The organism is Pseudomonas sp. FG47 (genome assembly GCF_057809115.1).
The window spans coordinates 1-14,430 of the sequence record NZ_JBMDJI010000026.1; the positions used below are offsets into that span (position 1 = coordinate 1).

General features: G+C 65.5%; 13 protein-coding genes. 8 read left to right on the forward strand and 5 right to left on the reverse strand.

Going from position 1 to position 14,430, the window contains the following annotated elements:
• Positions 1-39: 39 nt before the first annotated feature.
• A complete protein-coding gene (locus ACODS5_RS18040; RefSeq protein WP_489109308.1) occupies positions 40-1,434 on the reverse strand; it encodes a class II fumarate hydratase in 1,395 nt (464 codons plus the stop codon).
• A gap of 154 nt (positions 1,435-1,588) precedes the next feature.
• Here ACODS5_RS18040 and ACODS5_RS18045 point away from each other — a divergent pair, with 154 nt between their 5' ends.
• From ACODS5_RS18045 to ACODS5_RS18075, 7 genes are all read left to right on the forward strand, one after another.
• Positions 1,589-2,113 (forward strand): DUF2059 domain-containing protein, encoded by a 525-nt coding sequence (locus ACODS5_RS18045; protein WP_134689260.1) that lies wholly within the window; start codon positions 1,589-1,591, stop codon positions 2,111-2,113.
• Between the two features lie 10 nt (positions 2,114-2,123).
• The gene (locus ACODS5_RS18050) at positions 2,124-2,420 is read left to right on the forward strand and encodes a BolA family protein (RefSeq protein ID WP_489109309.1); all 297 of its coding nucleotides are present in this window, start codon (positions 2,124-2,126) and stop codon (positions 2,418-2,420) included.
• 205 nt (positions 2,421-2,625) lie between these two features.
• Positions 2,626-3,558, forward strand: coding sequence for an oxygen-dependent tRNA uridine(34) hydroxylase TrhO (gene trhO / locus ACODS5_RS18055; protein ID WP_489109310.1), 933 nt, complete (start codon positions 2,626-2,628; stop codon positions 3,556-3,558).
• Between the two features lie 3 nt (positions 3,559-3,561).
• The gene (locus ACODS5_RS18060; protein ID WP_489109311.1) at positions 3,562-4,194 is read left to right on the forward strand and encodes a DsbA family protein; all 633 of its coding nucleotides are present in this window, start codon (positions 3,562-3,564) and stop codon (positions 4,192-4,194) included.
• A complete protein-coding gene (locus ACODS5_RS18065) occupies positions 4,187-6,019 on the forward strand; it encodes an ABC transporter ATP-binding protein (RefSeq protein WP_134689255.1) in 1,833 nt (610 codons plus the stop codon). Before ACODS5_RS18060 ends, ACODS5_RS18065 begins: the two co-directional genes overlap by 8 nt.
• A 160-nt stretch (positions 6,020-6,179) precedes the next feature.
• Entirely contained in the window at positions 6,180-8,636 is a 2,457-nt protein-coding gene (locus ACODS5_RS18070; protein ID WP_134689254.1) for an EAL domain-containing protein, read from the forward strand.
• A gap of 38 nt (positions 8,637-8,674) precedes the next feature.
• Positions 8,675-9,460 (forward strand): iron-containing redox enzyme family protein, encoded by a 786-nt coding sequence (locus ACODS5_RS18075; RefSeq protein ID WP_489109312.1) that lies wholly within the window; start codon positions 8,675-8,677, stop codon positions 9,458-9,460.
• Between the two features lie 66 nt (positions 9,461-9,526).
• On the opposite strand, the gene ACODS5_RS18080 is transcribed toward ACODS5_RS18075, so the two are convergent.
• The 4 genes from ACODS5_RS18080 to ACODS5_RS18095 form a co-directional block, all read right to left on the reverse strand.
• Positions 9,527-10,267 carry a YciK family oxidoreductase gene (locus tag ACODS5_RS18080; protein WP_489109313.1) on the reverse strand — a complete coding sequence of 247 codons (741 nt, stop codon included), beginning with the start codon at positions 10,265-10,267 and terminating at the stop codon, positions 9,527-9,529.
• A gap of 115 nt (positions 10,268-10,382) precedes the next feature.
• Positions 10,383-11,054, reverse strand: a complete 672-nt coding sequence (mupP, locus tag ACODS5_RS18085; RefSeq protein ID WP_134689251.1) for an N-acetylmuramic acid 6-phosphate phosphatase MupP — start codon at positions 11,052-11,054, stop codon at positions 10,383-10,385.
• 2 nt (positions 11,055-11,056) lie between these two features.
• The gene (gene ubiG, locus ACODS5_RS18090; RefSeq protein ID WP_023630595.1) at positions 11,057-11,755 is read right to left on the reverse strand and encodes a bifunctional 2-polyprenyl-6-hydroxyphenol methylase/3-demethylubiquinol 3-O-methyltransferase UbiG; all 699 of its coding nucleotides are present in this window, start codon (positions 11,753-11,755) and stop codon (positions 11,057-11,059) included.
• A gap of 64 nt (positions 11,756-11,819) precedes the next feature.
• The gene (locus ACODS5_RS18095; RefSeq protein ID WP_489109314.1) at positions 11,820-13,145 is read right to left on the reverse strand and encodes a TRZ/ATZ family hydrolase; all 1,326 of its coding nucleotides are present in this window, start codon (positions 13,143-13,145) and stop codon (positions 11,820-11,822) included.
• A 111-nt stretch (positions 13,146-13,256) separates the two neighbouring features.
• On the opposite strand from ACODS5_RS18095, the gene mtnA reads away from it, so the two are divergent.
• A complete protein-coding gene (gene mtnA / locus ACODS5_RS18100) occupies positions 13,257-14,333 on the forward strand; it encodes an S-methyl-5-thioribose-1-phosphate isomerase (protein WP_489109315.1) in 1,077 nt (358 codons plus the stop codon).
• Positions 14,334-14,430: the final 97 nt, after the last annotated feature.

Below are 14,430 nucleotides of genomic sequence, written 5' to 3' on the forward strand. Positions count from 1 at the left end.
GCCCATTCGCGGCACAAGGCCGCTCCTACAGGTGATGAGTCAACCTTTGCCGCCGGGCGCCAGCATGTTATCTGGCCGCACCCACTGGTCGAACTGCTCGTTGGTCAGGTACTTCAACTGCAACGCCGCCTCGCGCAGGGTCTTGCCCTCGCTGTAGGCCTTCTTGGCGATTTCCGCCGCCTTGTCATAACCGATGTGCGGGTTCAGCGCGGTCACCAGCATCAGCCCCCGCTCCAGGTGCGCGGCCATCTGCTCGGCGTCCGGCTCGATGCCGGCCACGCAGTGCTGCTGGAAGTTGCGACAGCCATCGGCCAGCAGCTCGATCGACTGCAGCAGGTTGTGGATGATCACCGGTTTGAACACGTTCAACTGCAGATGCCCCTGGCTGGCGGCGAAGCCGATCGCCGCGTCGTTGCCCAGCACCTGGCAGGCCAGCATCGACAAGGCCTCGCACTGGGTCGGGTTGACCTTGCCGGGCATGATCGAGCTGCCCGGCTCGTTGGCTGGCAGGCGGACCTCGGCAATCCCCGCACGCGGGCCGGAGCCCAGCAGACGCAGGTCGTTGGCGATCTTCATCAGCGCCACGGCCAGGGTCTTCAGCGCCCCGGCCAGGCTGGTCAGCGGTTCGTGGCCGGCGAGGGCGGCGAACTTGTTCGGCGCGGTGACGAACGGCAGGCCGGAGAGCGCGGCCAGTTCCGCGGCAATCGCTTCGGCGAAGCCGTGTGGGGCGTTCAGCCCGGTGCCCACCGCCGTGCCACCCTGGGCCAGTTCGCACACCGCCGGCAAGGTCGCGCGGATGGCGCGCTGGGCGTAGTCGAGCTGGGCGACGAAGGCCGAGACCTCCTGGCCGAAGGTGATGGGCGTTGCGTCCATCATGTGCGTGCGCCCGGTCTTGACCAGGTGCATGTGGCGCGCCGACAGCTCGGCCAGCCCCGCGGACAGCTCGGCGATCGCCGGCAGCAGCTGGCTGTGCACGGCCTGGGCGGCGGCGATGTGCATGGCGGTGGGGAAGCAGTCGTTGGAACTCTGCGAACGGTTGACGTGATCGTTGGGGTGCACCGGCGCCTTGCCGCCACGGCCCTTGCCAGCCAGCTCGTTGGCGCGCCCGGCGATCACCTCGTTGACGTTCATGTTGCTCTGGGTGCCGCTGCCGGTCTGCCAGACCACCAGCGGGAACTGGGTGTCGTGCTCGCCGTCGAGCACTTCGTCGGCGGCCTGCTCGATCAGCCGGGCGATATCGGCGGGCAAATCGCCGTTGCGGTCGTTGACCCGGGCAGCGGCTTTCTTGACCAGCGCCAGGGCGTGCAGCACCGCCAGCGGCATGCGCTCCTTGCCGATGGCGAAGTTGATCAGCGAACGCTGGGTCTGCGCCCCCCAGTAGGCGTCCTCTGGAACTTCGACCGGGCCCAGGCTGTCTGTCTCGATACGGCTCATGCTGCGCTCACTCCTTTGGTAGTTCGAAACCGCAGTTTAGGCCCTGATTCGACACAGCGGTTCCATCGCTCGTCGTGCCACTTGAGCACTTCGCCATCACGGCGCAGAATGCTCTACCCTGAGGTATCCGCCTCCCTCTCTTGAAGGAAATGCAATGACCCGTCTCCGTGCCCTCTGTGCCGCCGTTGCCCTGGTTTGCGCCAGCGGCCAGGTACTCGCAGCCACTCCAGCCCACAATGCTGCCGCCGAGAAATTCCTGACCCTGGCCAATGCCGACAAGCTGGGCACCCCGGTGTACATGCAGGTCCAGCAGATGTTCGCCCAGCGTTTCGAGCAGACCAAGGCCCCGGCCTCCAAGAAAACCGTGCTCGACAGCTACCAGGCCAAGGCTAACGCAGCCCTGGACAACGCCATCGGCTGGAAGAAACTCAAGCCGCAGATGGTCAACCTGTACACCGCGACCTTCACCGAGGCCGAGCTGAACGACCTGGTCAAGTTCTACGAGTCGCCGCTGGGCAAGAAAGTCCTGCGCGAAATGCCCAAGGTCACCCAGCAGTCGGCCCAACTGACCCAGCAGAGCCTGGAACCGGCGGTGCCGGTGGTCAACAAGCTGCTCGAGGACATGACCAAGGAACTCGACCCGAGCGCCGGCAAGGCCGCCGCCCCGGCGAAGAAGTGAGCCTGACGCGATGAGCATGCAGCAACGCATCGAACAGCAGCTGGCGCCCTTGGGCGACCAGCACCTTGAAGTGCACAACGAAAGCCATATGCACAGCCGTGGCCAGGAAACGCACTACAAGGCGGTGCTGGTCAGCGAGCAGTTCGCCGGGCTGAACAGCGTCAAGCGCCACCAGAAGGTCTACGCCACCATGGGTGAGCTGATGGGCGAGATTCATGCCCTGGCGATTCACACCTACACGCCCGGAGAGTGGGCGGCAGTCGGCGCCGCGCCAGCCTCGCCGGTGTGCGCCGGCGGCGGGCACTGAATCCTTTCCGTCGTTCTGGTACAATTGCGCAAAATCCGGGGGCCGCGTTGCGGCCCTTTCGCGGCACAAGGCCGCTCCTGCAGGAATACGCATTCCCCCTGTAGGAGCGGCCTTGTGCCGCGAAAGGGGCGCAACGCGCCCCCATGCTTTTTATGTCAAACCCGGTCCGCCCCTTACGAGGGCAACCACCTGGAGATTCAGCTTCATGACTCAACCGATCGTCGTGGCGGCGCTGTACAAGTTCGTCACCCTCGAAGACTACGTCGAACTACGCGAGCCGCTGCTCAAGGCCATGCTCGACAACGGCGTCAAAGGCACCCTGCTGCTGGCCAACGAAGGTATCAACGGCACCGTCTCGGCCACCCGCGAAGGCATCGACGCGCTGTTGGCCTGGCTGCGCACCGACCCACGTTTGGTGGACGTCGACCATAAAGAGTCGTATTGCGACGAACAGCCGTTCTACCGCACCAAGGTCAAGCTCAAGAAAGAGATCGTCACCCTGGGCGTGCCCGGCGTCGACCCGAACAAGGCCGTCGGCACCTATGTCGAGCCCAAGGACTGGAACGCCCTGATCAGCGACCCGGAAGTGTTGCTGATCGACACCCGCAACGACTACGAAGTGGCCATCGGCACCTTCAAGGGCGCCGTCGATCCGAAGACCGAGACCTTCCGCGAGTTCCCCGACTACATCAAGGCCAACTTCGACCCGAGCAAGCACAAGAAGGTCGCGATGTTCTGCACCGGCGGCATCCGTTGCGAAAAAGCCTCCAGCTACATGCTCGGTGAAGGCTTCGAAGCCGTCTATCATCTCAAGGGTGGGGTGCTGAAATATTTTGAGGAAGTCCCCCAGGAAGAAAGCCTCTGGGACGGCGACTGCTTCGTGTTCGACAATCGGGTCACCGTGCGTCACGACCTCAGCGAGGGCGAGTACGACCAGTGCCACGCCTGCCGCCACCCGGTCGATGCCAAGGACCGCGAGTCCGAGCACTATTCGCCAGGCGTGAGTTGCCCACACTGCTGGGACAGCCTCAGCGAGAAGACCCGCCGCAGCGCCATGGATCGGCAGAAGCAGATCGAGTTGGCCAAGGCGCGCAACCTGCCACACCCGATCGGTTACAACTACAAAGCCGAGGCCTGATGCATGTCCGCACGCCTGCTCTATGTGATGGACCCGATGTGCTCCTGGTGCTGGGGTTTCGCCCCGGTAGCCGAGGCGCTGATCGCCCAGGCCCGTGCGGCCGGGGTCGAGACCCGTCTGGTGCCGGGTGGCCTGCGCAGCGGTGGCAGCGCCTTGGACGCCTCGACGCGCAAGTACATCCTCGAGCACTGGCAGGCCGTGCATGACGCCACCGGGCAGGGGTTCCGCTTCGACGGGGCGATGCCCGCCGGCTTCGTCTATGACACCGAGCCGGCCTGCCGCGCGCTGGTGACCGCGCGCGAGATGGACGCGCAGGGTATGTGGCGTTTGCTCAAGCTGATCCAGGCGTCGTTCTACGCGCAGGGCGTGGATGTCACCCGCGCCCCGCAACTGGTGGAGCTGGCCGAGCAGGCCGGCTTCGACCGCGAGCAGTTCTCCCAGCGCTTCACGCTCCCTGACACCCGTGTCGCCACCAGTGCCGATTTCGCCTGGGTGCAGGACCTGGGCATCGCCGGCTTCCCCACCTTGCTGGCCGAGCGCAATGGCCAACTGGCCCTGCTGACCAATGGCTACCAGCCGCTGGACAGCCTGCAACCCTTGCTCGGCCGCTGGCTGCAGCAGGCCGCCTGTGCTTGATCTGCCCGGGTCGCCAGACCCTGCGCCAGGGAAGTCCCCCGCTGTGCCCGATCGCCTGAGCTGGGTGGAGATCCGCCGCCTGGCCCTGCACCACAAAAAAGCCCTGTGGACCGCCAACCTGGTGGCCGTGCTCGCCGCCCTGTGCAGCGTACCGATCCCGTTGCTGCTGCCGCTGCTGGTCGACGAAGTACTGCTCGGCCATGGCGACACCGCGCTGCAGTGGATGAACAATTTCCTGCCCGCGGGCTGGCAGGTGGCGGCGGGCTATATCGGCCTGATGCTGTGCGCCACCCTGGGTCTGCGCCTGGCCGCGCTGGCGTTCAACGTGGTGCAGGCCAAGCTGTTCGCCGGTTTGGCCAAGGATATCGTCTACCGCTTGCGCATCCGCCTGATCGAGCGGCTCAAGCGCATTTCCCTCAAGGAATACGAAAGCCTGGGCAGTGGCACGGTGACCACTCACCTGGTCACCGACCTGGACACGCTCGACAAGTTCGTCGGTGAGACCCTCAGCCGCTTCCTGGTGGCGGTGCTCACCCTTACCGGCACCGCTGCGATCCTGATCTGGATGCATTGGCAGCTGGCGCTGCTGATCCTGCTGTTCAACCCGCTGGTGATCTACTTCACCGTGCAGTTGGGCAAGCGCGTCAAGCACCTGAAAAAGCTCGAGAACGACAGCACCGCGCGGTTCACCCAGGCATTGTCGGAAACCCTGGATGCAATCCAGGAAATCCGCGCCAGCAACCGCCAGGGTTATTTCCTCGGGCGCCTGGGGCTGCGGGCCCGGGAAGTGCGCGATTTCGCGGTGGCTTCGCAGTGGAAGAGCGACGCCAGTGGTCGTGCCAGCGGGCTGTTGTTCCAGTTCGGTATCGATATCTTCCGCGCCGCGGCCATGCTCACCGTGCTGTTCTCCGACCTGTCCATCGGCCAGATGCTCGCGGTGTTCAGCTACTTGTGGTTCATGATCGGCCCGGTGGAGCAGTTGCTCAACCTGCAATATGCCTACTACGCCGCCGGCGGCGCGCTGAGCCGCTTGAACGAGCTGCTGGCGCGGGCCGACGAACCGCAGTATCCGGCGGCCGCCGACCCGTTCGCCGGGCGCGCCACGGTCGGTATCGAGGTGCGCGACCTGCGTTTCGCCTATGCCGACGAGCCGGTGCTCGACCAACTCAACCTGACTATCGCGCCGGGCGAGAAGGTCGCCATCGTCGGTGCCAGTGGCGGTGGCAAGAGCACCCTGGTGCAGTTGCTGCTGGGTCTGTATGGCGCCCAGGCCGGGACCATCCGCTTCGGTGGCGCCAGCCTGCAGGAGATCGGCCTGGAGACCCTGCGCGAAAATGTCGCGGTGGTGCTGCAGCAGCCGTCGCTGTTCAACGACAGCGTGCGCGCCAACCTGGCCATGGGTCGTGACTGCAGCGACGACGCCTGCTGGCAGGCGCTGCGCATCGCCCAGCTGGACGCCACCATCGCCGCGCTGCCCCAGGGCCTGGACAGCGTGGTCGGGCGCTCCGGCGTGCGCCTGTCAGGTGGCCAGCGCCAGCGCCTGGCGATCGCCAGGATGGTGCTGGCCGAGCCAAAGGTGGTGATCCTCGACGAGGCGACCTCGGCGCTGGATGCCGCCACCGAGTACAACCTGCACCAGGCCCTGGCGCGCTTCCTCAGTGGCCGTACCACGCTGATCATCGCCCACCGGCTGTCGGCGGTGAAGCAGGCAGACCGCGTGCTGGTGTTCGATGGCGGCCATGTGGCCGAGGACGGCGACCATCAGCAACTGATCGCCGAGGGCGGGCTTTACGCCAAGCTTTACGGTCACCTGCAGCAAACCTGAAAAGCTGCCTCAAGCTTCGAGCTGCAAGCGGCAAGTTGAAGTCAGCGCACTTTTCTTGCCGCTTGGGGCTTGTCGCTTGTCGCTCCTTCATGGCAAATGGCCTACGCTGTGCTTTGTCTAGGTCGATTCGTGCCTTATCTGCCGCCGTGACAGGGATTACATGAAGGGAAATCGGACTCTCGAAGCGCCAAGGCTGCTGGGTATCATCTGGCCCTTCGTCGCCGTTGTGCTGTTCCAGGTACTGCTGGGCAGCCTGAGTCTCTACGCGTTGTCCGCCGTGCGCGCCTATGTGGCGGGTGAAAGCCTGTGGTCCAAGGCGCAGAAAGACGCCATCTATTACCTCAACCTCTATGCCGATGACCGCGACCCGCTAACCTACGCCCGCTACCGCCGCGCCATCCTCGTGCCCCAGGGCGATTTCGACCTGCGCCTGGCCCTGGACCGCCCCGAGCCGGACCTGGCGGCCGCCCGTCGCGGCATCCTGCAGGGCGGCAACCATCCCGACGATGTCGCCCGGATCATCTGGTTCTATCGCAACTTCCGCCATATCAGCTACATGGAAACCGCCATTCATTACTGGGATATCGGCGACGACTACCTGCGCCAGCTCGATAGGCTGGCCGACGAGATGCGCGCAGGCTTCGCCACCGGCGCGGTCGACGCGCGCCAGGTGGCCAACTGGCGGGCGCGCATCGTGGTCATCAACGATGGGGTGACGCCTGCGGCCAAGGCGTTCAGCGATGCCCTGGGCGAAGGCTCGCGGATGCTGCTCAAGGTGCTGATGATCACCAACCTGGCTACCGCACTGTTCCTCATTGCCATGGCCTGGTTGCGTTCGAGCAAGCTGCTGGCCCAGCGCCAGGCATTCGCCAGCGCGCTGCAGGCGGAAAAGGAGCGCGCCCAGGTGACCCTCGAATCGATCGGCGATGCGGTGATCACCACCGATGTCGATGGCTGTATCGCCTACATGAACCCTGCCGCCGAGCAATTGACCCACTGGCAGGCGGCTCAGGCCCAGGGCTTGCCGTTGGCGGCGTTGTTCAGCCTGCTCGATGAAAACGCCGAGAAGGACGGCCACACCCTGGTCGAGCAGGTGCGCAGTGGCAGCCTCAAGGGCGGCGCCGAGCATGCCCGACTGATCCAGCGCCTGGACGGCAGCACGGTATCGGTGAACCTGGTCGGCTCGCCGATCCTCACCGAAGGGCAGCTCAGTGGTATCGTCGTGGTGCTGCACGACATGACCCAGGAGCGCCAGTACATCGCCAACCTGTCCTGGCAGGCCACCCATGACGCGCTCACCGGCCTGGCCAACCGTCGCGAGTTCGAATACCGCCTGGAGCTGGCGCTCAACGGCCTGGCGCGCCAGGCCGGGCGCCATTCGCTGATGTTTCTCGACCTCGATCAGTTCAAGCTGGTCAACGACACCAGCGGCCATGCTGCTGGCGACGAGCTGCTGCGACACATCTGCGCGGTATTGCAGTCGGGCTTGCGCGAAGGCGACACCTTGGCCCGGCTGGGCGGCGACGAGTTTGGCGTGCTACTGGAAAACTGCCCGTCGGAGCAAGCCGAGCGCATCGCCGAGCAGTTGCGTCAGGCGGTGCAGAGCCTGCATTTCGTCTGGAAGGGGCGGCCTTTCGTCACCACCGTCAGTATCGGCCTGGTGCACATCGCCCAGGTGCCGACCACCCTGGAGGCGTCGCTGCGGGCCGCCGACATGGCCTGCTACATGGCCAAGGAGAAGGGGCGTAACCGCGTGCAGGTTTACCACGCCGACGACAGCGAGCTGTCCATGCGCTTCGGTGAAATGGCCTGGATCCAGCGCCTGCATGTGGCGCTCGAGGAGAACCGTTTCTGCCTCTACGCCCAGGAGATCGCGCCGTTGCAGTTGCACGAAGGGCCCGGCCATATCGAGATCCTGCTGCGCCTGCACGACGAAAGCGGGCGCACCATCCTGCCCGACAGCTTCATTCCGGCGGCCGAGCGCTACGGCCTGATGACTGCCCTCGACCGCTGGGTGGTGCGCAACGTGTTCCAGACCATCCGTCAGTGCCTGGATGAAGGCCGCGCAGGGCCGCTGGCAATGTGCGCGATCAATTTGTCGGGTTCGAGCATCGGCGACGACAAGTTCCTCGAGTACCTGCAGCGGCTGTTTGGCGAGTTCGATATCCCGCCGCGGTTGATCTGCTTCGAAATTACCGAAACCAGCGCCATCGCCAATCTTGGCAGTGCGATTCGCTTCATCAATGAATTGAAGGGATTGGGCTGTCGGTTCTCGCTCGACGACTTCTGCGCCGGGATGTCGTCATTCGCCTATTTGAAGCATTTGCCTGTAGACTTCCTGAAGATCGACGGAAGTTTCGTCAAGGACATGCTCGACGACCCGATCAACCGGGCGATGGTCGAAGTGATCAACCACATCGGCCACGTCATGGGTAAGCGGACCATCGCCGAGTTCGTCGAAACGCCGTTGATCGAGCAGGCTTTGCAAGAGATCGGCGTGGACTACGCCCAGGGATACCTCATCGAACGCCCGCAGGTCTTCACCTGCGACAGCCTGCAGCGCCAACGGATTGCCGCGAGGCCCCTTTTGCACCGGGCACCGGGGACCTTTCGCTGAACAACGCCCGGAAATCACAGGGAATCAAGGAGCTGACAGTGATTGACGCGTTCGTACGGATCGGACCATTGATGGATCCGGCCAGTTATCCAGATTGGGCCCAGCAACTTATCGAGGATTGTCGCCAGAGCAAACTCCGCGTGGTGGAGCATGAGTTCTACCAGCGTCTGCGTGATGGCCAGCTCAAGCAGTCGACCATACGCCAGTACCTGATCGGGGGCTGGCCGGTGGTCGAGCAATTCTCCTTGTACATGGCCCATAACCTCACCAAGACCCGCTATGCCCGCCACCCGGGCGAGGACATGGCACGACGCTGGCTGATGCGCAACATCCGCGTCGAGCTCAACCACGCCGACTATTGGGTGCACTGGTGCCAGGCCCATGGCATCCACCTGCACGAGTTGCAGGCCCAGGAGGTGCCGCCGGAGCTCAACGGCCTTAACGACTGGTGCTGGCGCGTATGCGCCACCGAGTCGCTGGCCATCGCCATGGCGGCCACCAACTATGCCATCGAAGGGGCGACCGGCGAATGGTCGGCGGTGGTCTGCGCCGATGACACCTACGCCCAGGGCTTCCCCGAGGATACCCGCAAGCGCGCGATGAAGTGGCTGAAGATGCACGCCCAGTACGACGATGCTCATCCGTGGGAGGCGCTGGAGATCATCTGTACCCTGGCGGGCGAGAACCCCACGCTGGGGCTGCGGACCGAGCTGCGTCGGGCGATCTGCAAGAGCTACGACTGCATGTTCCTGTTCCTGGAACGCTGCATGCAGCTTGAAGGGCGTCAGCCAGGGCGGCTGCGCCCGGCACTGGCGGCGGGCTGAGGCGGCTCGCCGGCGAGCCGGCTCCTGCAAGGTTGCGTAGGAGCCGGATTGCCGGCGAATGGGGCGTTACTGCGCGTTCAGCGCCTGCCCGTTCACACCCTTGCTGTCCGGCCCCATCAGGAACAGGTACACCGGCATGATCTCTTCGGGCAGCGGGTTGTTCTGCGGGTTCTCGCTCGGGTACGCCTGGGCGCGCATCGCGGTGCGCGTGGCGCCCGGGTTGATGCTGTTGGAGCGCACCGGCGCCACGCCTTCGAGTTCGTCGGCGAGAGTCTGCATCAGGCCCTCGGTGGCGAACTTCGACACGCCATAGGCGCCCCAGTAGGCCCGGCCCTTGCGGCCGACGCTGCTGGAGGTGAACACCACCGAGGCGTCTTCCGACAGCTTGAGCAGCGGTAGCAAGGTGCTGGTGAGCATGAAGGTGGCATCGACGTTGATGTGCATCACGCGCATGAAGTTGTCGCCCGACAGCTGCTCCAGCGGCGTGCGCGGGCCAATGATCGAGGCGTTGTTGAGCAGCCCGTCTAGGCGTCCGAACTGCTCCTCGATCATCACCGCCAGCTCGTCGTACTGGTGGGGCAGGGCGGTTTCCAGGTTGAACGGGATCACCACCGGCTGCGGGTGGCCGGCGGCCTCGATCTGGTCGTAGACCTCATTGAGGTTGGCCTCGGTCTTGCCCAGCAGCAGCACGGTGGCGCCGAGGGCGGCGTAGGCCTTGGCGGCGGCGGCGCCGATGCCGCGGCCGGCGCCGGTGACCAGGATGACCCGACCCTTGAGCAGGTCGGGGCGGGCGGTGTAGTCGAACATAGGTCTGTCCTTGGATATGAGCTGCAAGCTACAAGCGGTAAGCTACAAGAGAAAGCGTATCAGTGTTGGAGCTGCTCTTTCTTGAGGCTTGCAGCTTGACGCTTGCGACTTGAAATCAGCAGCCGCACAGTGCGCTGTCGATCACCTTGCGCAGTTCCAGCGGGTGGTCCACCACCACGTCGGCGCCCCAGTGGTTGGGGTTGTCCTCGGGATGAATGTAGCCATAGCGCACCGCGGCGGTGCGGGTGCCGGCATCGCGGCCGGACTCGATATCGCGCAGGTCGTCACCGACGAACAAGACGCTGGCCGGGTCCAGGTCGAGGGTCTTGCACGCCAGGATCAGCGGCTCGGGGTCGGGCTTGCTGTTCTTCACGTGGTCCGGGCAGATCAGCAGCGCCGAGCGCTCGGCCAGGCCCAGGCGTTGCATGATCGGCTCGGCGAAGCGCACAGGCTTGTTGGTGACCACGCCCCATAGCAGGTTGCCTTTCTCGATGTCGGCGAGCAGCTCCGGCATGCCGTCGAACAGCTTGCTGTGCACCGCGCAGTCGCGCTGGTAGCGTTCGAGGAATTCCAGGCGCAGGGCCTCGAAACCTTCGGCCTCGGGGTCCATGGCGAAGGTCGCGGCGACCATCGCCCGGGCACCGCCGGAAATCACCTCGCGGATGCGCGCGTCGTCGATGGCTGGCAGGCCGCGATCGGCGAGCATCGCCTGGCAGATGGCGATGAAGTCCGGCGCCGTGTCCAGCAGGGTGCCGTCCATGTCGAAGAGTACTGCTCGCAGGCGCATGCTCATTCCTCGCGCAGGGTCTGGATCATGTAGTTGACGTCGACGTCGTTGCACAGCTTGTAGTGCTTGGTCAGCGGGTTGTAGGTCAGGCCGATGATGTCCTTGACCTCGAGGCCTGCGGCACGGCTCCAGGCGCCCAGCTCGGAGGGGCGGATGAACTTCTTGAAGTCGTGGGTGCCGCGCGGCAGCATCTTCAGCACGTATTCGGCGCCGATGATCGCCAGCAGGTAGGCCTTGGGGTTGCGGTTGATGGTCGAGAAGAACACCTGGCCGCCGGGCTTGACCATGCGATAGCAGGCGCGAATCACCGAGGAAGGGTCGGGTACGTGCTCGAGCATTTCCAGGCAGGTGACCACGTCGAACTGGCCGGGCATCTCTTCGGCCAGGGCTTCGGCGGTGATCTGCCGGTATTCCACCGCAACGCCGGACTCCAGCTGGTGCAACTGGGCCACCGCCAGCGGTGCCTCGCCCATGTCGATGCCGGTGACGGTGGCGCCACGCTGGGCCATCGCCTCGCTGAGGATGCCGCCGCCGCAGCCGACGTCCAGCACCTTCTTGCCGGCCAGGCCGACGCGCTCGTCAATCCAGTTGACCCGCAGCGGGTTGATGTCGTGCAGCGGCTTGAACTCGCTCTCGCGGTCCCACCAGCGGTGGGCCAGGGCTTCGAACTTGGCGATTTCGGCGTGGTCGACGTTGCTCATGGGAACAGTCCTCTGAATCTTCGATAAATAGTGTCGCGGGCCGGCAGCCGTGGCGGCCGGTCGTTCATTCGTTGCGCCCGCCGATGCGGGCTCCCCAGGCGCGGGCGTTGGCGGCCAGCGCGGCTTCGTCCATCTGTGTCAGGCGGCGGTCCTCGACCAGTTGCTGCCCGGCGACCCAGACATCCTTCACGCAGTCGCGACCGGTGGCGTAGATCAGTTGCGAGACCGGGTCGTGCACCGGTTGCTGCGCCAGCCCCGACAGGTCGAAGGCGGCCAGGTCGGCGGCCTTGCCTACTTCGAGCGAGCCGGTGATCGCCTCCAGCCCCAGCGCCCGGGCGCCATTGAACGTGGCCATGCGCAGCGCGCGGTGGGCGTCCAGGGCGGTGGCCGAGCCTGCCACCGCCTTGGCCAGCAGGGCGGCGGTGCGGGTTTCGCCGAGCAGGTCGAGGTCGTTGTTGCTGGCTGCGCCGTCGGTGCCGACGGCAACGTTGACCCCGGCCTGCCACAGGCGCTCCACCGGGCAGAAACCGCTGGCCAGCTTGAGGTTGGATTCGGGGCAGTGGATCACGCTGGTGTTGCTTTCTACCAGCAGGGCCAGGTCGTCGTCGCTGACCTGGGTCATGTGCACCGCCTGCAGGTTCGGCCCCAGCAAACCCAGGCGGGCCAGGCGCGCCAGCGGGCGCTCGGCGTTGTCCTTGAGGGCCTGCTCGACTTCGCCGGCCGTTTCGTGGATATGCATGTGCAGCGGGGCGTCGAGCTGGTCGGCGATAATGCGGATCTTTTCCAGGTTGGCGTCACTGACCGTGTACGGCGCATGCGGGCCAAGAGCGACGCTGATGCGCGGCTGGTGGCGCAGTTCGTCGAACAGCTCGATGGCCTGGTGCAGGGCTTCGTCCGGAGTGCGCGCGCCGGGGATCGGGAAATCCAGCAGCGGCACGGCGACCTGGGCGCGTATACCGCTGCGTTGTATCCGCTCGCAAGCCGCGCGGGGGAAGAAGTACATGTCGGCAAAGCAGGTGATGCCGCCCTTGAGCTGTTCGGCGATGGCCAGGTCGGTGCCGTCGCGCACGAAGGCCTCGTCGACCCAGCGACCTTCGGCCGGCCAGATGTGCTCCTTGAGCCAGGTCATCAGTGGCAGATCGTCGGCCAGGCCGCGGAACAGGGCCATGGCCGCGTGCCCGTGGGCGTTGATCAGCCCGGGCGTGAGCAGGCAGTCCGGCAGTTCGCGCACGGCCTTGGCCTGCGGGGCGCGCTCGCGCGGGCCAAGCCAGGCGATCTGGCCGTCGCGGATACCCAGCGCATGGCCTTGCAAGACCACGCCCGCCGGCTCCACGGGGACCAGCCAGGCCGGTACGAGCAGCAGGTCGAGGAGGGGAGGGGCGCTGGGCATGCGAGGCATCTACCTGGTTCGGTTCGGCTAAAGGCGCAGTATACCCGAGCGTCCGTGGCTGAGGGTCGCTATAATCGCCGGCTTTTGATGCCAGGGCGACGGGGAGAGGCGATGCGCGAGCAACTGATGGCGGCGGAGACGGTGACGGGCATCGAGTGGCGCGACGGCGTGCTGCACCTGCTCGACCAGCGCCTGCTGCCGCTTGAGCAATGCTGGCTGGCCTGCACCGAGGCGGCCGAGGTGGCTGAGGCGATCAGCGACATGGCCGTGCGTGGCGCTCCGGCGATCGGCATCTGCGCCGCCTATGGCCTGGTGCTGGCGCTGCGCCGTCGCCTGGCTGAAGGCGACGGCTGGGAAGAGAGCCTCGAAGAAGACTACATGATGCTTGGCGAGGCTCGACCCACCCCGGCCAACCTGTTCTGGGCGCTCAACCGCATGCGTGAGCGCCTGCAGCGCCTGCGCCCGGATGAAGACGTGCTGAAGGTGATGGAGGCCGAGGCTGTAGCGATTCACCAAAGTGATCGCGAGGCCAACCTGACCATGGCCCAGTTCGGTGTCGAACAGATCCGCAGGCACCAGGGCAGCGAGCAGGCCCTGCTCACCCACGGTAACGCCGGAGCCCTGGCCACCGGCGGCTTCGGTACCGCCCTGGGGGTGATCCGCGCCGCCACCTTGGAGGGCATGGTCGAGCAGGTCTATGCCTGTGAGTCGCGGCCGTGGCTGCAGGGTTCGCGCCTGACCGCCTGGGAGCTGGCCGCCGACGGTGTGCCGGTGACCGTGGTCGCCGACGCGGCGGCCGGGCACCTGATGAAGACCAAGGGCATCACCTGGGTGGTGGTCGGCGCCGACTGCATTGCCGCCAATGGCGATGTGGCGGCGAAGATCGGCACCTACCAGGTGGCGGTGGCGGCCATGCACCACGGGCTGCGTTTCATGGTGGTGGCGCCGAGCAGCAGTATCGATCTGAATCTGCCCACCGGCGAGGATATCCCGCTGGAGACCCGCGGCGAGGAAGAGCTGCTGGAGGTGTCCGGGATCCAGGTGACTGCTGATGTCGAGGCCTACAACCCGGTGGTCGATGTCACGCCAGCCGACCTGATCGACGTGATCGTCACCGAAAAGGGCGTGGTCGAGCGCCCGGACACAGCAAAAATCGCCCAGTTGATGTGCCGCAAACGCCTCCACTGAGGCGTTTTGCCATCCAAGCGGATGGTGCGGTACGGCAACCTGCCATATCTCCCATGCGCGCGGCGTTTGTGATACCATCCGGCAGTTTCCAAGGCCG